The organism is Affinirhizobium lemnae (assembly GCF_022968395.1).
GTDB lineage: Bacteria > Pseudomonadota > Alphaproteobacteria > Rhizobiales > Rhizobiaceae > Neorhizobium > Neorhizobium lemnae.
The window spans coordinates 1-19,473 of record NZ_JALJQZ010000023.1; the positions used below are offsets into that span (position 1 = coordinate 1).

19 protein-coding genes are annotated in these 19,473 nt (G+C 59.0%); 5 read left to right on the top strand and 14 right to left on the bottom strand.

All coding sequences use genetic code 11. The annotated features are described in order from the left end of the window. Window positions 1–73: 73 nt before the first annotated feature. The 6 genes from MUU53_RS14550 to MUU53_RS14575 all read right to left on the bottom strand — a co-directional run bounded on the left by MUU53_RS14550 (window position 74) and on the right by MUU53_RS14575 (window position 5,775). Window positions 74–640: a GNAT family N-acetyltransferase gene (locus MUU53_RS14550; protein WP_247261531.1), complete on the bottom strand. Its 567-nt coding sequence runs from the start codon at window positions 638–640 to the stop codon at window positions 74–76. Then, window positions 637–1,380, bottom strand: coding sequence for an aspartate/glutamate racemase family protein (locus tag MUU53_RS14555; RefSeq protein WP_247261532.1), 744 nt, complete (start codon window positions 1,378–1,380; stop codon window positions 637–639). Before MUU53_RS14555 ends, MUU53_RS14550 begins: the two co-directional genes overlap by 4 nt. Then, window positions 1,380–2,198, bottom strand: a complete 819-nt coding sequence (locus tag MUU53_RS14560) for an ABC transporter permease (RefSeq protein WP_247261533.1) — start codon at window positions 2,196–2,198, stop codon at window positions 1,380–1,382. The genes MUU53_RS14555 and MUU53_RS14560 overlap by 1 nt, the downstream gene beginning before the upstream one ends. Window position 2,199: 1 nt before the next feature. Further along, the gene (locus tag MUU53_RS14565) at window positions 2,200–3,105 is read right to left on the bottom strand and encodes an ABC transporter permease (RefSeq protein WP_247261534.1); all 906 of its coding nucleotides are present in this window, start codon (window positions 3,103–3,105) and stop codon (window positions 2,200–2,202) included. A gap of 244 nt (window positions 3,106–3,349) precedes the next feature. Further along, entirely contained in the window at window positions 3,350–4,639 is a 1,290-nt protein-coding gene (locus MUU53_RS14570; protein ID WP_247261535.1) for an ABC transporter substrate-binding protein, read from the bottom strand. A 50-nt stretch (window positions 4,640–4,689) separates the two neighbouring features. Then, complete coding sequence (locus MUU53_RS14575; protein WP_247261536.1) at window positions 4,690–5,775, bottom strand: ABC transporter ATP-binding protein; 1,086 nt, start codon at window positions 5,773–5,775, stop codon at window positions 4,690–4,692. 357 nt (window positions 5,776–6,132) lie between these two features. Between MUU53_RS14575 and MUU53_RS14580 the strand changes: the two genes are divergently transcribed. Further along, a complete protein-coding gene (locus tag MUU53_RS14580; RefSeq protein WP_247261537.1) occupies window positions 6,133–6,843 on the top strand; it encodes a GntR family transcriptional regulator in 711 nt (236 codons plus the stop codon). 406 nt (window positions 6,844–7,249) lie between these two features. Then, entirely contained in the window at window positions 7,250–7,540 is a 291-nt protein-coding gene (locus MUU53_RS14585; RefSeq protein ID WP_377307126.1) for a hypothetical protein, read from the top strand. A 56-nt stretch (window positions 7,541–7,596) separates the two neighbouring features. Here MUU53_RS14585 and MUU53_RS14590 read toward each other — a convergent pair whose 3' ends face one another. Genes MUU53_RS14590 through MUU53_RS14610 form a run of 5 tightly spaced genes read right to left on the bottom strand, consistent with a single transcriptional unit; the run spans window position 7,597 to window position 12,096 of the window. After that, window positions 7,597–8,454 carry a glycerophosphodiester phosphodiesterase gene (locus tag MUU53_RS14590; RefSeq protein WP_247261539.1) on the bottom strand — a complete coding sequence of 286 codons (858 nt, stop codon included), beginning with the start codon at window positions 8,452–8,454 and terminating at the stop codon, window positions 7,597–7,599. 21 nt (window positions 8,455–8,475) lie between these two features. Beyond that, a complete protein-coding gene (locus MUU53_RS14595) occupies window positions 8,476–9,234 on the bottom strand; it encodes an iron ABC transporter ATP-binding protein (RefSeq protein ID WP_247261540.1) in 759 nt (252 codons plus the stop codon). Continuing rightward, window positions 9,231–10,184 (bottom strand): iron chelate uptake ABC transporter family permease subunit, encoded by a 954-nt coding sequence (locus MUU53_RS14600; protein ID WP_247261541.1) that lies wholly within the window; start codon window positions 10,182–10,184, stop codon window positions 9,231–9,233. Before MUU53_RS14600 ends, MUU53_RS14595 begins: the two co-directional genes overlap by 4 nt. After that, window positions 10,174–11,133, bottom strand: a complete 960-nt coding sequence (locus MUU53_RS14605) for an ABC transporter permease (RefSeq protein WP_247261542.1) — start codon at window positions 11,131–11,133, stop codon at window positions 10,174–10,176. Before MUU53_RS14605 ends, MUU53_RS14600 begins: the two co-directional genes overlap by 11 nt. Before the next feature lie 48 nt (window positions 11,134–11,181). After that, window positions 11,182–12,096, bottom strand: coding sequence for a siderophore ABC transporter substrate-binding protein (locus tag MUU53_RS14610; protein WP_247261543.1), 915 nt, complete (start codon window positions 12,094–12,096; stop codon window positions 11,182–11,184). Window positions 12,097–12,284: 188 nt separating this feature from the next. On the opposite strand from MUU53_RS14610, the gene MUU53_RS14615 reads away from it, so the two are divergent. The 3 genes from MUU53_RS14615 (at window position 12,285) to MUU53_RS14625 (ending at window position 14,856) form a co-directional block, all read left to right on the top strand. After that, window positions 12,285–13,196, top strand: a complete 912-nt coding sequence (locus MUU53_RS14615) for an alpha/beta hydrolase (RefSeq protein WP_247261544.1) — start codon at window positions 12,285–12,287, stop codon at window positions 13,194–13,196. Window positions 13,197–13,322: 126 nt separating this feature from the next. After that, window positions 13,323–13,910 carry a DedA family protein gene (locus tag MUU53_RS14620; RefSeq protein WP_247261545.1) on the top strand — a complete coding sequence of 196 codons (588 nt, stop codon included), beginning with the start codon at window positions 13,323–13,325 and terminating at the stop codon, window positions 13,908–13,910. 133 nt (window positions 13,911–14,043) lie between these two features. After that, a complete protein-coding gene (locus MUU53_RS14625) occupies window positions 14,044–14,856 on the top strand; it encodes an SDR family oxidoreductase (protein WP_247261591.1) in 813 nt (270 codons plus the stop codon). A 36-nt stretch (window positions 14,857–14,892) separates the two neighbouring features. Here the strand turns inward: MUU53_RS14625 and MUU53_RS14630 are convergent, their stop codons facing one another. The 3 genes from MUU53_RS14630 to treY form a co-directional block, all read right to left on the bottom strand. Then, window positions 14,893–16,269: an NAD(P)/FAD-dependent oxidoreductase gene (locus MUU53_RS14630; RefSeq protein WP_247261546.1), complete on the bottom strand. Its 1,377-nt coding sequence runs from the start codon at window positions 16,267–16,269 to the stop codon at window positions 14,893–14,895. Between the two features lie 69 nt (window positions 16,270–16,338). Next, the gene (locus MUU53_RS14635) at window positions 16,339–16,722 is read right to left on the bottom strand and encodes a hypothetical protein (RefSeq protein ID WP_247261547.1); all 384 of its coding nucleotides are present in this window, start codon (window positions 16,720–16,722) and stop codon (window positions 16,339–16,341) included. Window positions 16,723–16,765: 43 nt separating this feature from the next. Beyond that, entirely contained in the window at window positions 16,766–19,444 is a 2,679-nt protein-coding gene (gene treY / locus MUU53_RS14640) for a malto-oligosyltrehalose synthase (protein ID WP_247261548.1), read from the bottom strand. Window positions 19,445–19,473 lie beyond the last annotated feature (29 nt).

A 19,473-nucleotide genomic window follows, 5' to 3' on the forward strand; every position in this document is an offset into this window, starting at 1 on the left:
GGCGTTCAGCCCCCAGGAGTGCTCCAACTACTTCAGACATGCAGGTTATGGTTCAATTTAAAACTGACAGACTCTAGCCGGTCAGCCTGCCATTCTGCATCAGACCAAGTGCATGGCGCGGCGGGGCGATCCATGCGCGCAGAAACGCGGTTCGCTCTTCGGGAAAGGCGCGTCGGTCGAATTGCGCAATCGCTCTGAAGGCTGATGGATCAAGCGCGATTACCTTTGGCGAGACGATTGTATCGCTCTTGAAATACCCGCTCCAGCGTATCGTATTATAATAGGGGTTGAAACCCATGCGCGCATAATTGGCCTGCTGCTGTGGTACGCCATCCAGTCCCACCGTTCGGCCTTCGAGATAGGCCATGCCGTGATCCCACACGCGTCGGCCCAGGCCCTTCCCGCGAAAATCCGGATGACTGATGTAGAGACCGATGAAGCCAAAAGTTTCACCGTAGCGCACAGCGGAAATCGCCGAGGCAAGTTTTCCCTCAATGAAACAGCCGAAGAAGCCGTTCGGGTCGGCGGCGAAAAAGGGCTCAGCATCATCAAGGCCGGGGTTCCATCCTTCTGCCTTTGCCCAGTCCAGCAGGGTGTACAGGTCGGAAAGGTTCAGATTGCGGATGTGCGGCTCGCTCATGCCAGCATCGCTTCCGGTGCAAAAGAGGTCAAAGCGCCGAGATAGGGTTTGGGGAGCGGTGGCGCATAGGCGCCGATCTTCGACGTGGTGAGACCAAGCGAGATGAGACATTCCGCCTGTTTCACGGCTGCGGCCACGCCGTCGATGACCGGCACGCCGAACTCCTTGCGCAGATCCGCCGTTAGGTCCGCCATGCCTGCACATCCCAGCACGATGGCTTCGGCTCTATCGTCGCGCAGTGCCATTTCCATCTGCTGGCACAGTCTGGCGCGGGCGTTGGAGGAGGGGTCTTCCAGAGAGAGAACCGGGATATCGGCGGCCCGCACCTTTGCGCGTCCCGCCATGCCATAGCGATGGACAAGGTGTTCGAGCGGTAGGCGCGAGCGCTCCATTGTCGTGACGATTGTGATCCGCTGGGCGATGAAGGCGGCGGCGGCGAGCGCCGCTTCGCAGATGCCAATCACTGGAATGTTTGCCAGAGCGCGGGCGGCATCCAGCCCCGTATCGTCGAAACAGGAGATGATGGCCGCTTGCGCGCCAGATCTTTCACCCGCTGCGATTTCCATCAGCAGGCCGGGAATGGCAAGTGCTTCGTCATAGTAGCCTTCGATCGATACCGGCCCCATGGACGATGTGACTGCGACGACCTCGGTGCCGTGGGCTGCAACCAGCCTCGCGGCATGGGCAGCCGTCGCGGTCATACTTGCGGTGGTATTTGGATTGACCAGCAGGATCTTCATCAGCCGCGTGTCCTGCGGCGGTTGAGAAGGGCGATCAGACCGAGTGTTCCGGCAATCACGAGGAAAGAGAAAACGGTGGTTACTGTGCCCAGCGCATAAAGAACCGGCGTCGTGACGTTGGTCGTCATACCATAAATCTCCAGCGGCAGCGTATTGTAGGTGCCGGATGTCATCAGCGTTCGTGCAAACTCGTCATAGGAGAGCGTGAAGCCGAACAGGCCGACACCGACGAGCGATGGCGCGATCATCGGCAACACCACATAGCGGAATGTCTGCCAGGCACTGGCTCCCAGATCTCGCGCCGCTTCTTCGTAAGAGGGCGAGAAGCGGTTGAACACGGCGAACATGATCAGCACACCGAAGGGCAGGGTCCAGGTCAGGTGCGCGCCGAAGGCCGAGGAGAACCATGCGGGCTGTACGCCTGCCTGCTGAAACATGACGCCGATCCCGAGCGAGATGATGATCGACGGGACCACAAGGCTGGCGATGGAGAGGTAGAAGAGCGCGGTTGCGCCGATGAATTTTCGGCGAAAGGCAAGGCCCGCCAGAAGCGACACCAGAACCGTGACGGCCATGACCATGAGGCCAAGCGCTGCCGAGCGCCGGAAGGAGCCGCCGAAATCGCCCACGGCCTGGGTTTCCAGCAAGTTCGCAAACCAGTGCAGCGAAACCCCGTTCAGCGGAAAGGTGAGCCCGCCGTTTTCGCCCTGAAACGAGAGGATGACGATGGCCGACAGCGGCCCATAGAGAAACAGCACGAAGATCGCGAAGAAGAAGGCCAGGATATAGAACTCTCGGGAGCGTTTATCTGCGTACATCTCAAAGCTCCTTGCGAATATCGACGATGCGCAGAATGCCTGCGACCATGGAAAGAACGAGGATCAGAAGCACAACGGCATTAGCCGCCGCCGCCGGATATTGCAGCAGGGACATCTGGTTCTTCATCATCAGTGCCACGGATGCGCTTTGCCCACCGGACATGACCTGAACGGTCGAGAAATCCGCCATGACCAAGGTGACTACGAAAATGGTGCCGATGGCCATGCCGGGTTTGGCCAGTGGAATGATGACATTCGTCAGCACCTGCCAGCTTGTGGCGCCTGCATCGCGTGCTGCTTCCACCAGCGATTTATCGATGCGCATCAACGTATTGAAAATCGGCGTCACCATGAAGAGCGTGTAGAGATGCACCATGGCCAGCACGACAGCGAAATCCGAATAGAGCAGCCATTCGACTGGTTCGGACACGAGTCCGGAATTGACGAGGCCGGAATTGATCAACCCGTTTCGCCCGAGAACCGGGATCCAGGAAATCATGCGGATGATGTTCGAGGTGAGGAACGGCACTGTGCACACCAGAAACAGCACCATCTGCATCGCCGTGGTTCTGATGTGGAATGCCAGGAAATAGGCGACCCAGAAGCCGATGAACAGTGTAATGGCCCAGACAAGGACCGCGAATTTCAATGTGTTGAGATAGGTCTTCCAGGTCACCCAGGAACCGAGCGTCTCGACATAGTTCATGGTGAGAAAGTCGGGATACATCTGGGCGAAGTCATAGTCCCAGAAGCTAACCACGAGGATCATCAGAAGCGGAAGCGCAAGGAAGACGCCGAGAATGACCGTGAGCGGCGCGGCCTGCAGATAGGCGGCAAGCTTCGGCGAGATGCGGATGTTCCGCTTCGGCTTCGACTCTCCAACGCCTATGAAACGTACTGTTGCCATGGATCGTCTCTCCTTTGGGATTCCCCCTCTGGCCTGCCAGCCATCTCCCCCACAAGGGGGGAGACAACAAGCGGCACAGTCTCATCCTCCGTTGGAGGTGTATCTGCGCAGTTGCCTCCGCAGACTAGTCATCGTTCCCATGCTTCCGTTTCGCCTGCATTGCCGGTGAAGTGGAGGCGTCGCCGCGGTCTTCCCTCCCCCTTGTGGGAGGGTGGCCGGCAGGCCGGGAGGGGCTTTGTTGCCCTTACGCCGCGATGAATTCGTTCCAGCGGCGAACCATGTAGCGGTCTTCGTCCATGACGGAGTTCCAGCAGGCGACCTTGCCCATACGGTCCTCGAAGGAGCCGCCATCGCGCACGGCACCGGCCTTTTCCATGACCTTGCCTTCCGGCGAGAGAATGTCGCCCTTGGCAGCCTTGCCTTCGATCCAGTAGCCCCACTCGTCGTCTGTCATGAACTTCTTGGCCGTATCCATGCAGGCGGAATAATAGCCCTGACGGTTGAGATAGCCGCCGACCCAGCCGGATGTGTACCAGTTGATGTATTCGTAAGCCGCGTCGAGCTGCGCGCCCTTCAGATGTGCGGCAAGGCCCAGACCGCCGCCCCACGAACGGTAACCTTCCTTCAGCGGCTGGTATTTGCAGGCAATGCCCTTGGAGCGGACGGCGGCAACTGCAGGCGACCACATGGACTGGATGACCACTTCGCCGGACGCCATCAGGTTCACTGATTCATCGAAGCTCTTCCAGAAGGCGCGGAACTGTCCGGCTTTCTTCATTTCAATGAGGAAGGCGATGGTCTTATCGATCTCTTCCTTCGTCATGTTGCCCTTGTCGGCATATTTGATCTTGCCCGAGGCTTCCATGATCATCGCCGCATCCATGATGCCGATGGACGGGATATTCAGGATGGCGGTCTTGCCCTTAAAGGCCGGATCGAGAATATCCGCCCAGGTGGTGATTTCGCGGCCGACGAGGTCCGGACGAATGCCGAGCGTATCGGCATTGTAGATGGTCGGCATCATGGTGAACCATTCGGTTTCGCTCTTGGCGAAGGTCTTGGTGCCGGGCTTTTCTACATAGCCGACCGTGTGGGGCGCGGTGCCCTGCGCAATCACGCTATCGGGCTTCAACTTGCCGTTCTTGAACAGCGGAACGACCTTGTCATAGTATTTCAGCTTCTTGACATCCATGGGCTGGATGACGCCTGCCGGATAGACCTTCTTCAGGATCCAGTATTCGATATCGGCGATATCGTAGGAATTCGGCTGCGTCACGGCGCGCTGGGCGGCGGCGTCGGAATCGGTCGCCGTCATTTCCAGCGTGATGCCGAGGTCCTTCTTGCACTGTTCGGCAATGGCGTTGATGTTGGAAACGCCGGTGCCGAACTGGCGCAGCGTGATCTTGCTCTGCGCCCAGATGGTCGGAAAACCGGTGATGGCGCCGGAACCGGCGGCGAGGCCCGCGGCGGCGGATGCGGTTTTCAGAAGGCTGCGGCGGGTCAGGCCCGAAGGCTTGTTCGTCTTGTCGGTCATGCCATGTTCCTCTCTGGTTTTTATTGTGCTGGTGTTTGTTGCGCTGCTTATTATTGAGCCTTTCCGAGGACGATGACGTCCCCGGCATCCCAGGATAGCTGAATGGCTTCGCCAACCTTGATCGGCTGTTCGAAGAACTCTCTGTCGCTGATGATTGCGGTGAACTCCTCGATCCCAGCGCCGGTGGCGGTGAGCTTCACGGAGGAGCCGCGATATTCGATATTGGAGACACTGCCGGTGAAGCCCAGCCCATCCTGCGCGGCCTTGCCGATCTGCACACGGTCGGTGCGGATGGCGAGGTCGACCGGGCCGCCTTCTGGTATGCCGCAAGCCGGGGCGCTGAATGTGCCGCCTGCCAGTACTGTGAGTGAAAGGCCTGACGGCGTGGACGACGTGGCGCGCCCGGAGATCACGTTATGGTCGCCCATGAAGCGGGCGACGAAGGCCGTCGCCGGACGTTCGAACACAGTGCGCGGCGCGGCTGCCTGCTCGATGCGGCCATCGTTCATGACGACGATGATATCCGCCAGCGCCATGGCCTCTTCCTGGCTGTGGGTCACATGTACGAAGGTGATGCCAAGCGATGTCTGCAGTTTTTTAAGTTCGGCGCGCATGCGGATCTTCAGGAAGGGATCGAGCGCCGAAAGCGGTTCGTCCAGCAGCAGCGCTTCCGGGTCGGTGATCAGCGCACGGGCAAGCGCCACGCGTTGCTGCTGGCCGCCAGAAAGTTGCGCCGGACGGCGGCTGGCATAGGGCTCAAGCTGCATCAGCTTCAGCATATCCAGCGCCTTGGCGCGGCGCGTCTCCTTGTCCACGCCCTTCATCTTCATCGAAAAGGCGACATTGTCGACCAGATCGAGATGTGGAAACAGCGCATAGGACTGGAACATCATGGCGGTGCCCCGTTCGGCAGGGGCAAGATCCGTGACATTCTTGTTGCCGAGAAGAATATCGCCACCTGATACGCTTTCGTGGCCCGCAATCATCCGCAAGGTGGACGTCTTGCCGCAACCGGAAGGGCCAAGAAGGCAGCAATAGCTTCCAGCCGGAATCTTCAGGCTGATGGCATGAACTGCGGTTGTGTTTCCGTAGATCTTGGAAACTGACGCAATTTCTATCTCGGCTGCTTTGCTCATGCACGTCTCCTTCAAGATAGGACTCATGCATGTCGCGCTCACCGGATTCGGCTGAGCGGAACGAACATGCATCAAGTCAAAATCTTACAGCGTCGTTTGCGCGTTCAATCGAACGCGCCGCGCTGTAACGATGCATGGTTCGTGCCAAGTTCATTGCTGCGGCGTTTCCGAAGCTCCGAAAGCAAGGTTCTGTTAATTTGTGCACTGCACGCACAATGAAGGAGCACGACGTGCTCAAAATTTTAGCGATCGTATACGATGTAGTGGTGTTATTGTATTCCATACGCCATTCAAGTGGAACGTGCTTTCCTTTGCGGCGTATCTCAGAGTACAGTCCGTCAGAAACCGGATCCCGCCATGCAGATCAGCGACAAGATTTCCCCCTTCGATATCGCCCCGGATGATCGCGCTTTGGCCATTCGGGATGCTCTTCGCAACGCGATTGTCGACCGCCGTCTGGCGCCGGGGACCAAGCTTTCGGAAAGTGAAGTCGGCATGCTGTTCGAGGCCAGCCGCACTGTAGTTCGTGCCTCTTTACAGATGCTTGCATTTGAAGGCTTGGTAAAGGCGGAACGAAACAGGGGTGCTTTTGTATCCAATCCTACCCCGGATGAAGCGCGTCAGGTTTTTGCCTCGAGACGCCTGCTGGAACCCGGCATCGTGCTTGCCGCAATGGAGCGCCTAACCTCTACCGATCTAGAGCGCTTTCGTCGGCATCTGGAGGAAGAAACGCAGTATATGAGCCAGCGTGGGCCAGCGGCGCGGCGCGCGGAGATCAAGGCCTCCGGCGATTTTCATCTCATGCTGGCGGAAGTTTCCGGTAATGTCATCCTCCAGCGTTTTATGGATGAACTTATTGCGCGCTCTTCGCTCGTCATCGCTCTTTACGGAAACACAGGCGTTTCGCGTTGCGGCCACAATGAGCATGCCGATATTCTGGAGGCGCTGGAGGCGCGCGATGCGGCACGGGCGAGCGCCATCATGCTGCATCACATAGACCATATCGAAGCGGATCTGGATCTGCGCGTGCGCGATGGCTTGGCCCTGAAAGATGCGCTCGATATCTGACTCTCGTCTGACCTCTGAAAGAAGGAGATAGGTGGGGTGATCTGGGTTCGGACCGAAAGACTGCTTAGCGAGGTAAATCTTTATTTTTCAGACCTAACGTGCAATAGGTCATGTACAAGCCAGATAACTAAAACAGAATACGCTTCATCGTCTCGTCGAGGTTCAGGAAGTTGTGCAGTGGAAATGATCAAGTGACGGTGTAGTCACGACTGATAATACGAATAAACCGATTTACCAGGAATTGGGCGGAGGATGGACTATTGTGTTTCATCCGAAGCGGTTATCTTCTTGGAACCGGTTGGCGTGTTCGGCGTTCTTGCCGGGATGATATCGATTGATGTGCTGAAAAGGCGCACAAGGAGGAAAGATGTTTAAGGCGATCCAGGCAGCCGGAGTGGCGCTCACCATGGCAGCAGCAGCCGTCGTCAGTTCAGTCCCGGCAGGGGCGCAGGACCTTGAATTGCGCATCGGCCCCGATGGCGTTCGCCCCGTCATTCGCGATAATGACCGCCGTGGTCCTCCGCCGCCACGCCGTGGCTGTGATGAGCGTGAGGCCCGTGCAGCCGCTCGTGAGGCAGGTCTGCGTGACCCGGAAGTGGTTCGTGTAACCCCCGGTCGTGTTATCGTGGAGGGCTATACGCGCCGTGGACTGGAGCGCATTACCTTCGCCAACGAGCGCGGTTGCCCGGAAATCTGATCCGATAGATCACAGACGTATCTGCAAGAGCCCGCCATCTGGCGGGTTCTTTGCGTTTATGTTCTGTAGCGGGCAAGCCATGCGTGTTCCGTTGCCGGAGCTTCATCCGTGGTGATCTGGTCTGGCTTCAGGCTGACGAGCGTCGAGAACCGCTGCCATTCGTCATCCGAAAAGCCTTCAGCACGATCCGCCATGTTGAAGGTCCACGCATCGACGGTCTTGCCGAGTGCGTGGCAGAGACCGATGAGATCAAGACCCGCCGCATGGGCTTCAAGGATCAGTGGCCAGGAGAGGTAGATTGTCTGCGGCTCGGTTGGTCCCAGACAGTCGGCGCGCAATTCTGCTTCAACCGCTGAAGAGCCTTTATGACGCAGCAGTGCCAGCAGTTTGTTGGTGGGGTCGATGCCCCGCTGTGCATCGGGCAGGCGTGTCTTGATCGCTTTGATCAGATCGAGGTTAGCGCCGCTGACGATCATGAACCGACCAAGGCCCGCGAAGGTTCGAGCCAGATGATCCAGACCCTTTTCGCCAATCGTCTTCAGGTCATCCTTCATGTCGAATTGGAGCAGCGCCTCCGGGTGAGCCGTCTGCATCAACCCGGCCAGATCTTCCGAGAGAATGGGCGGGGTTCCGCCGGATTTCATGGACAGTGCTCTGATCGTCGCCGCATCAGCCTTACAAGCCGGCCCGTTGCCCGTCGTTTCGCCTTCGAGGTCACTGTCGTGGAGAACGACAAAGCCGCCATCGCCGCGCACCCGCAGGTCCAGCTCCATGGAGGCGCCGACGCGAAAACCCTCCGCCATGGTTACGGCGGAAAACAGCGGAGCATCCAGCGAAAGGCGCAGGCGATGCCATTTCAGCCGTATGCGATGCCCGTCGTGGAAAATGTCGAGACCAGGCGTATCATTCGGCATGGCGGGTTCCGTGAGAAGACATCAGGTGAAATAGGTGGCGATCCGGTGCCCATCGAGGTCATGGACGGCAAAGTCCGTAGCATAGATCGATGACAGGATCTCCGGTCGCACGATATCGTCCGGCGTTCCCTGAAGAAACAATTTGCCATCGCGCATGACGACGATGTGATCCGCATAGCAGGAGGCGAAGTTGATGTCATGCAGGACGACGACCACGGTCTTGGCGAAATCCTTTGCGGCCCCCTTCAGGAGCTTCATCATGCCGACCGCATGGCGAATGTCGAGATTGTTCAGCGGCTCGTCGAACAGCATGTAATCCGTATCCTGGCACAGCACCATGGCAACGAAAGCGCGCTGGCGCTGGCCACCGGACAGTTCATCCAGATAGCGTTCGGAGAGATCACTCAGACCGAGATAGCCGAGCGCCCGTTCCACATGGCCTTGATCCTCCCGCGTCGGGCGGCCCCTGGAATAGGGGTAGCGGCCAAAGGTCACGAGATCGCGCACCGTCAGGCGGGCGACCATGTGATTGTCCTGCCGCAGAAAGGCCAGACGACGCGCCAGCGCATCGCCCGGTGTGCGGGCAACATCCAGTCCGTCCACCATCACCTGTCCGGAATCCATCGGCAGAAGGCGTGCCACCATGGATAGAAGTGTCGATTTGCCCGCACCGTTCGGACCGATGATGGCCGTCAGCCCGCCCTTCGGCAGCGTCAGGGAAACGCCATCGACAACCACGGTGGAACCATAGGTTTTGCTGACATCACGGATCTCGATCATCGGATCGCTCCTCTGAGCAGGAAGAGAATGAAGAACAGGCCACCGGCAAACTCGATGATGATGGAGAGTGCGGTGTTGAAGGCGAATACGCGTTCCAGCAGGGTCTGTCCGCCCACCAGCGTGATGATGGCCAGCAGGCAGGCCGCCGGAATGACGTGGCGATGCTTGGCGGTCGGCATGATGATGTAAGCGAGGTTTGCGACCAGCAGACCGAAGAAAGTGGCAGGCCCCACCAGCGCCGTCGAGACGCAAACGAGGACCGATACCAGAAGCAGGATCACGAGGGTCTGCCGCTGGTGGTCCACGCCCAGCGAGATTGCGGTCTCGCGTCCCAGCGCCATGACATCGAAGCTGTGCCCGATGCGCCAGGCAATAGCCGAGACAAGGCCGACCAGCAGGAAAGAAACACCCAGCAACTGGCTGTCGATGGAATTGAAGCTGGCGAACAGGCGATCCTGAAGAACGAGGAAATCATTCGGGTCGATGATCCGCTGCAGAAATCCGGAGAGGCTGCGGAACAGGATGCCGAGCACGACGCCCGCCAGCATCAGAAGGTGCAGGCTCTTCAGCGCCCCGGAAAACAGCAGGCGGAAAAGAATGAGCGAAAAGCCCATCATGACGGTGACTTCGATCAGGAAGAGCAGGCGTGCATCGAGCCCCGAAATGAAGGCGGCCCCGAACACCAGCACCAACAGGGTTTGCAGCAGGCCGTAAAGCGCATCGAAGCCCATGATCGAAGGTGTCAGGATGCGGTTGTTGGTGATGGTCTGGAAGAGAACGGTGGAGAGCGCGATGGCATAGCCTACCAGCACCATGCCCAGAAGCTTCGTGCCGCGGAAGGAGAGGATGAAACTCCAGCTGCCGCGTGCGCCGATGGTCATGAAACCGATTGCCGCAGCCAGCGCAATCAGCGCCAGAATTGCCAGGATCGCCAGGGGGTTACGCCGCACGGCTCTGCCTCCTGAAGAGGAGGAACAGGAAGAAGGCGCTACCCAGCACGCCCAGCACCGCGCCCACTGGCACTTCGAAGGGCCAGACGACGATGCGACCAATGATGTCGCAGGCCAGCACAAGCCCGGCGCCAAGAATCGCCGTCCAGGGCAGGGTGCGGCGCAGGCTGTCGCCCATGATCATGCTGATGACATTCGGCACGATGAGGCCGAGGAACGGAATAACACCTGCCGTGACCACGACGCAGGCCGTGACCATGGAAACGATGATGAGCCCCAGCATCATGATGCGGTGATAATTCAGCCCGAGATTGGTGGCGAACTCCTCGCCCAATCCGGCAAGCGTGAAGCGGTCAGCTGCCACATAGGCGGCTATCGTCATGACGAGCGAGAGCCAGAGGATTTCGTAGCGCCCGCGCAAAACCGAGGAGAAGTCGCCACTTTCGAAGGCGGCGAGCGATTGCATGAGGTTCAGGCGATAGGCGATGAAGGCGGCAACCGAATAGATCACACCTCCCAGCATCAGTCCCACCAGCGGCACCATGACGACCGAGCGCAGCGGAATGCGACGCAGGATGGCGAGGAAAAGGGCGGTTCCAAGCAGAGCAAACCCGGCGGCGAAGGCCATTTTCCCCATCACGGGCATGTTGGGTGAGATGATCAGCGCGATCAGCATGCCAAGGCTGGCAGATTCCACCGTGCCTGCGGTGGAGGGTTCGACGAACCGGTTTCGCGCCAGCATCTGCATCAGCGTGCCACAGACGGCGAGGCCCGAGCCGGCAAGAACGAGCGCCAGCGTGCGGGGAAGGCGGCTTGCCAGAAGCACCAGCACGGCCTTCTCGTCTGCCTCACCGCTCAACAGGGCAAGCGGGGAGATGTCACTCACGCCGAAGAACAGGCTGGTGATGCCAAGACAGAGAAGGGCGATGAGGGCAAGTGTCAGGCGCATGGGCTTATGAGAAGCAGGCGGCACACCGAGGGCGCGCCGCCCATCGGCTCAGGGCTTTGCGAGCGCGGTGTTCAACTGGTCCACCGTGTTCTGAAGTGCCGTCAGGCCGCCACCCACCACATAGAGCGAAAGGCCGTCGAGATAGACGACATGCCCCTTCTGCCAGGCGGTGGTGCGGCGCACGATGTCATTGTCCAGAAGCTTGGAGGCTGCTTCGCCCTTGTTGCCGATCGAGGCATCGCGGTCGATGACGAACAGCCAGTCCGGGTTCTTTTCCAGAATGTACTCATAGGAAATCGGCTGCCCGTGATTGTCTGCCATGATCGTGGCATCGGCGGGTGTCATGCCGTAGTCTGAAAACAGGACGCCGAAACGGGAGCCCGGACCATAGGTGCTCATCTTGCCGCCGGTCGTCAGCACCAGCAGGCCCTTGCCGGCATTCTTCGTCTTCTGCTTCAACTCGGCGGTCGAGGAATTCAGCTTTTCGATGAGTCGGTTAGCTTCGCTTTCCTTATTGAACACTTTAGCAAGTGTTCGGATATTCGCTTCCGATTGCTTCAGAAAGTCATTGCCGTCCACGGAGAGATCCACGGTCGGAGCAATCGCGGATAACTCCTTGAATTTCGAGGCCGAACGGGCCGTCACGATAATCAGGTCCGGCTGAAGCTCGGCAATTGCCTCGTAATCCGGTTCAAACAGCGTGCCGACCTTGGGCACGGGGCCGGTTACGTATTTCTGCAGGTAATCCGGCATCAGCGCCTTCGGCACGCCTGCCACGGGAACGCCCAGCGCATCCATCGTATCGAGGGCGGCAAGATCGAAGGTCACGACCTTCTTCGGCGTCTCGGCAAGCTTCGTCTCGCCCTGTGCGTGGCGAATGGTGATGTCAGCCGCCAAGGCCTGAGAGGCACCGAGTGCCAGCGCAGCGGAAAGAGCAAATGTGCGAACCGTCGAGAGCAACATGAGGACTGATCCTTGGCACCCATCCGGTGAGGTCTGAAAAAGGCCATCCACCGGTGTTTATAAGTTGAGAAGCTGAGTTCACTTATTTAAAGCAGTGTAACTCCGTCAAGAATTATATGCCGCAACCGATCACAACCCCGGGAAATCGTCATGCACTGTCCCTGATGTCTGTTGAAAAGCGAGGAACCATGCTCCCCGTCGCGCTCGCCCGCCGTTCTGTTCTCACCGGATTGCCATTGCTGATCATGTCGACTGTGACAAAGCCAAGCCTGACCTATGCCCAGATGCGGGTTGCGGAAACGACGCTGGATATCTTCACGCAAGATGTGCCGACGCATCATCTCGACAATCGCGCCGTGACGCTTTCGAACGGGCGCAGTTTTCGCATCTTCCGGGCTATACCCAAGACAGCCGCACCTCCTGCTGGCTTTCCAATCCTGTATCTGCTGGATGGAAACGCGATTTTCGATGACCTGACTGTGGAACTGCTGGCCCGGGCCCCGGGGCTCATTGTCATCGGCCTTGGCTATGATACGCCGCGCAAGTTCGCCATGGCGGAGCGTACGCTGGACTATACGCCGCCAAGAACCGGCGAGGTGCCGCAGCCGGACCCGCTGCGACCGGAGCGGAGGATTGGCGGCGCCTTTGAGTTCCTGCCGCTTTTGACCGGCGACTTGCGTATCCTGTCGGAAGAGGGGTTGGTAGTCGATCCCAGCCGCCGGGCGCTCGGTGGGCACTCGTTCGGTGGGTTGATGACGTTGATCACTCTCTATCGGCAGCCGGACGCCTTCAGTGCCTATGCGCCGATCAGCCCCTCGCTCTGGTGGGCCATGGAGCCGATGGAACGGCTGGAGCGGCAGGCCGACTGGAACCTCAAGAGCCGCAAACGCCTGTTCATATCCCTTGGCGACAAGGAGCAGCGCTCAAACGATAAAGGCCCGCCGCCGACGGGACCTGCAACGGAAACCATGGATCTCATCCGGCGTCTTTCATCCGTGCCGCAGCTTTTCGTGTCATCGCGTGTGCTGGAAGGTCATGTGCATGGCGCGACGCTTCTGGGTGCCTTGCCCCATATTCTCGATTGGGCAGGCACAGCCTGAGTCTGCCACGCAGCTTGCCGGTTTCTGCCGCGATCATGCCGAGAACCGTTTCGCCCATCCTGCCGTAGTGTGTGACGGGTAAGGCTACGTGTCGCTGATCAGTGCGGCGAGATTGGGATGGGCGGTATGACGGAATTGATGCAAGACTACGGTCCGTGGGTTTATGCGATCCTCTTCCTCTACTGCGCGCTCAAAAGCGGTAGCCTGCCACTTCTCGCAGGTTATGCAGCGCAGGCGCAGCTTCTCGATTTGTCTCTGGTTCTCGGGGCCACCTTTGCGGGCGGCTATCTGGGCGATGAAGCCCGCTTCCTTGCCGCCCGGCGCTACGGCATCGCCTGGGTGACGCGGTATCCGATCTTCCGCAAGCCGATGGCCATTTCCAATGCGCTCATCCAACGCTACGGCATCGCTTACATTTTTCTCTATCGCTATCCCAAAGGCATGCGGACAATCGGGGCGCTTCCCGTCGGGCTTGGGTCTATGTCATGGCCTGCCTTCACACTCTGCAATGCGGCTTCCGCATTGGTCTGGACTCTCTGTCTCGTGATGGTTGGGTTTGTGTTCGGCAGGCAGGTCGAACAAGCCGCACTGGCTGGCTGGGGTTTCGCCAGTGTCATTCTGCTTCTCATCGTGGTCGCGGGCATCGCCTTTGCCTGGTGGCGTATCAATCGGTTGCCCCTCTCCAATTATGAAGACGGACGCAACTTTTCATAGCGCCCCCCGGACTGGAACATCGCGGCCACCCCAGAGTTGGACTTCCGACCTCAATCGGACACGCCAACACAAAAGGTGAGACTTCATGAACCAGAACCATCCCACGCCGCCGTTCCCGCAGGAAAAGATCGAGATGCCGGGGCTAACGCGCCAGATGCAGCCGGTGCCGGATCATGGCGAGAATTCCTACAAGGGTTCCGGCCGCCTGCAAGGCATGAAGGCAGTGGTGACAGGCGCCGATAGCGGGATCGGGCGCGCCGTTGCCATCGCCTATGCGCGGGAAGGCGCGGATGTGCTGATCTCCTATCTCAATGAAGATGAGGATGCGCAGGAAACCAAACGGCTGGTTGAAGAGGCTGGTCGCAAGGCTGTGCTGGTCTCGGGTGATCTGCAATCGGCGGACCATTGCCGCAAGATCATCGAGACGGCTGTTCGCGACTTGGGGGGGATCGATATCCTTGTCAACAATGCCGCGCATCAGGCCACCTTCTCCGATATCGACGAGATCTCCGACGAGGAATGGGAACTGACCTTCAAGGTCAACATCCACGCCATGTTCTATCTGACGAAAGCTGTCGTGAAGCACATGAAGCCGGGTTCGGCCATCGTCAACACGACTTCGATCAATGCGGATAGTCCAAACCCCTCGCTTCTGGCCTATGCCACGACGAAGGGCGCGATCCAGAACTTTACGGCAGGTCTTGCGCAGATGCTGGCGGAAAAGGGTATCCGCGCCAATGCGGTTGCGCCGGGACCGATCTGGACGCCGCTCATTCCCTCGACGCTTCCCGAAGACTCCGTCAAGAACTTCGGCAAGCAGGTGCCGATGAAGCGACCGGGTCAACCGGCAGAGCTCGCCACAGCCTATGTCATGTTGGCGGACCCGCTATCTTCCTATGTCTCTGGCGCCACGATTGCCGTTACGGGCGGCAAGCCAATTATTTGAATTCCATCAGGTGCGCCCGGTTTTCGGGCGCGCCTTTCATCTGCTCGATCCATGCTCATCCTCGGGTCTTAAACCGCGTGTCATGGCAGGCAAGCCCGTTGCCGCGTTCTCGTCGATGAGACGCGCGCCCCTCTGCCTCGTCACGTAGCGCCATAGCCATTGAACCGTAACCAGCAGGCGCTTCTCGAAATTGACGAGCAGGTAAACGTGGACGATCGCCCAGAGCAGCCAGGCCAGACGGCCTTTCATGCGGTGTTTGCCGAAATCGAAGATGGCGGCGTGACGGCCAATGACCGCAGTGTTTCCGCGATTGTGAAAATGAAACGGCTCTGAAGGCCTGCCGTCGAGCAGTTGTTCGCGCAAAGCCTTGCCCAGATATTCGCCCTGCTGCTTCGCTACCTGAGCGAGGGCGGGAAGCGGCTTGCCCTCATCATCGATGCGAAGCGCAGTATCGCCCAGTGCGTAGATGCCTTTCGTTCCTTCGACCTGCAGATCGGGACCAACTGGAATGCGTCCGCCTATCTTCGCCTCCAGCCCCAGCCATTTGTGAGCTGGCGATGCCTTGACGCCCGCACCCCACAGGATATTGCCCGCCGGAATGGTGCCGCCGGAGGTCTGAACGCTGCCTCGCGTGATGTTTTCAACACGTACACCTGTGCGTATGTCGACCCCGAGCTTCATGAGCTCATGTCGTGCATAATCCGTCAGCTCGTCGGGAAAGGCCGCTAGGATTTTCGGTCCGGCCTCGATCAGGATCACGCGAAAATCCTCCGGGGCAAGCTTTCGAAAGTCCCGGGTGATCATATAGCGGCCCAGTTCCGCGATGGCGCCTGCCAGCTCGACGCCTGTCGGGCCACCACCAATAATGACGCTGGTGAGGAGCGCTTTCTTCTCCGTGGCATCCTGCGAGAGTTCGGCTCGCTCGAAGGAGAGCAGAAGCCTTTGCCGGATCAGCCGCGCCTCGTGGATTGTCTTCAATCCGGGCGCGACGGCGCGCCATTCGTCATGGCCGAAATAATTGTATTCGGAACCGGTCGCGATGATCAGGTGATCGTAAGGCACCGAAGAGCCGTCCTCCAGAAGGACGTGCCGGGCCGTCTGGTCCACGCCGGTGACTTCCGCAAGCATCACCCTGATATTCTTGTAGCGACCCAGCGTGCGCCGGATTGGTTCGGCAATATCGGCGGGAGACAGGGCGGCAGTCGCAACCTGATAGAGCAGGGGCTGGAAAAGGTTGTGATTGCGTCGATCGATGACCGTCACCTCAAGGACGGTATTGCCAAGCTCTCGTGCGACCGCCAATCCACCAAACCCTGCCCCAATGATGACGATCCGGGTCGGACGCCCGACAACTGCCGGCGGGGTTTCCTGCGGTCCTCTCTGGAGAACAGAGGTATCCGGGTGAAAGCTCATTCGATATCCTCTTGATACTGGCTGGCAGTCTGGAATTCCATCTCGGCATGCCGTTTCGAAAGCACCGGCTCAACCCACCGATGAGCGGAAGGTTCCCGCACAGGTCGTGGAACCTTTTGCAGCCTCTTGCCGTTGATGATGCGAAACGCAAGGGAGCTTGGGAAAAATGAACAGCATCGTCTGGCTCGTGGGAGCCGTCGTCATCGTGATCGCGATCCTGAACCTGATCGGTCTTTCCTGATCACACGCGCCAATCGGGCGGGCATCCTCACATTCTTCAACACTGGAGGGGAAAACATGAACAGCATTGTTTGGCTCGTCGGAGCCGTTGTTATCGTTCTGGCCGTTCTGTCGTTCGTCGGCATCGCCTGAAGACAACTGAACGACATTTGAAAAGCGCTGGTTGGAAACAACCGGCGCTTTTTGCTGTTCAGGACATTCGTCAAGAGACATCCCTCCCCGGTCGGGGGAGGGGTCGGGTAGCGTGGTCGGGGCCTCAAGCCTTGCCGAGAAGCACCGCGTAAGGGCGCTCGGAGAAGACATCGTCCAGCATCAGGCGCTCGCCCGGTTCGAAACCTCTGCCCGAAAACACATCTTCCAGACCACCGTCGAAGCGCAAATCGCGCAGCGACACGCCGGTTCCGTACCAGAATTCGGCGGAAGGCAGGGCGTTCATTCCCTGTATGCCTGCCAGCACAAAGCGCGGGGCAATGACGAGGAGTGTCTGTTTGCCGAGCTTTCGAGCGAAGGCCACGGCGTGATCCCGCTTTTCTCCGGCAATGGTCAGCGGTGTATAGTCGCCGTGCCAGAAGAGATCCGGATTCTGCTGGCGCAGTTTCAGCAGTGTTGCGATGAGATGCTGCTTCAGATGGCCTGTCAGCCAGGTTTCAGTGTCTGCAGCGTCCGGCGTATGATCGAGCATGTCCTGCAATCGATCATAGTCAGGCATGCGACGATTGTCAGGATCGACAAGGCTGAGATCCATGGTTTCGCTGCCTTGATAGATGTCAGGGACCCCTGGAGCGGTGAGCTTGATCAAGGTTTGCGTGACGGAGTTGACGGCCCCTGCCAGCATGACGGGACGCATGCGGTTGAGGAAATCCTCACGGAAGGCCAGCGTTTCTGGAGCAAGCAGACGGGAGGCATAGGCCAGCACTGCCTTCTCATAGCCTGCATTCTGGTTGTTCCAGCTGGTCTTGAGCTTCGCTTCCCGCAATGATTTTTCGACGTAAGGCAGGAAACGCTCCTCGAGTGCTTTCAGCCCCTCGGTGTCTCCCGGATCAAGATCATGCGGCCAGACACCGACGAGGGCCTGCAGCAACAGCCATTCAACCTCCGGCTCCGGAGCGGGTCCGTCGTTCAGTTGAACGAGGCCAACGGCATTCTTCTCTCGCCAGTCGCTGATCGCAGCGGCAAAGTTGTCGGATTGTTCCGTCAGAGCGTAGAGGCGGGCGCGGGCATCTTCGCCACGCTTCGTATCGTGTGTCGTGCTGGCGGAAAGTCCTTCCGGCTGCTGAGCCTGGCGCAGTTTCATGTCTGCATGAAAGTTCTGCAGGCTGAAGCTGCGGGGCAGAGGTTCTGCGCCGACTTCGTTGAGGGCAAGCACCGGGTTGAGGCGGAAGAACAAAGTGTCCTCGATGGACTTTGCCATCAGCGGACCCGTGAGTTGCTGGAAGCGTGTCCGGAAGACAGCAGCTCTTGTATCGGAGGTGTGGTCGACATCTCCGATCAGAATTCGGGCAATCATCGACAGAGCCTCAGCATCCGGTGGTTCTTTGCCGTCCCGAACCTTGGTCAGAACCTCGCTCAGTCGCTGACGGTCCGCGGGCTCCAGACCAATCGCATTGCCATAGGTTCTGTAGATCGGGAAAGCGATCAGCAGCTCGCGAAGTGCATGGGAAAATGCCGCGTCATCTAGTGCGGCGCTGCCCTGTCCCTGATGCGTCTGTGCAATCTCCAGTCCTGTGGTGACCAGCGTGCGGAACTCGCCTTCGAAGTTGACATCCGCCATCAGCCCCTTGGCCTTGCGGATTTCCTCCTCCACGTCGATTGGCTGACCGGCAAGCTCCGCGTAGCTCTGCCGCATGGTCTCCAACCCGGAGGGCTCAATCAGGACATCAGACACGGAGGAGATGAATTCATAGCCGGTGGTGCCGGAAATGGGCCACTTTGACGGAATGCGTTCTCCGTCAGCCAGGATTTTCTCCACCAGCAGCGTGCATTTGGGACCAACTTCATCCCGCAGGCGCGCGAGATAGCGACCGGGATCCGCCAGACCGTCCACATGGTCGATGCGCAGGCCGTCTACCTGTCCGTTTTTCACCAGTTCCAGCGTCAGGCGGTGGCTTTCAAGGAAAACCTCCTCGTCTTCGACACGCAGGCCCGCGAGCCCTGTAATTTCAAAGAACCGGCGATAGCTGAGGTCGCGCGGTGCATCACGCCAGGACATCAGGCGATAGGGCTGTGCCTCATGCAGGCTGGCAAGGAACGTCTTGTCGGATGCCAATTGCGCGAGGGACGCGTTCAGACTTTCTGCTTGCTCGGCACTCAAAAGGCTGCGCACCGACTGGTGGAATCCCTCTTCCTCTTCGGGCTTCGCATCCCGTGCAAGCGCGATCAGGGCATCCGCCTGCGGGTGATCGATACCGCCGAGCGCCAAGGCATAGGTAGAGGGGGCAATCGGATAGTGGCTCTCGAAATAGCCAAGTGCGAGGCAGCCCTGTTCTGCGTCGTAGAGCAGGGTGATATCACCGGCGTCGAGCACCTGTTGAAAGTCGTCGCCTAGAAAGGGAAGGGTTAGCCTGCGCATCCAGTTGACGTCGAAGAAGTGGCTATAGCGGCTGTCCTTGCCCCATTCCACGATGCTGCGCCACCAGCGGTTTTCGAGAGCGGATGCCATGTGGTTCGGGACGATGTCGATGATGAGCCCAAGGCCCGCCTCCTTCAAGGCAGCACTCAGCCGGTCAAAGCCTTCGCGCCCACCGATTTCGGGCTCGATCTCGTTGCAATCGGCGACGTCATAGCCGTGAGTAGAGCCTTTGGCCGCGGTGAATACAGGAGAGGCATACAGATGGCTGATGCCAAGGTCGCGCAGGTAAGGAACAAGCTCGACCGCCTTGTCGAAGGTCATGCCATTGCGGAACTGGATCCGGTAGGTGGATGTAGGGATCGTCAAGCTTGATGCGCCTCCGACGCGGGGTCTGA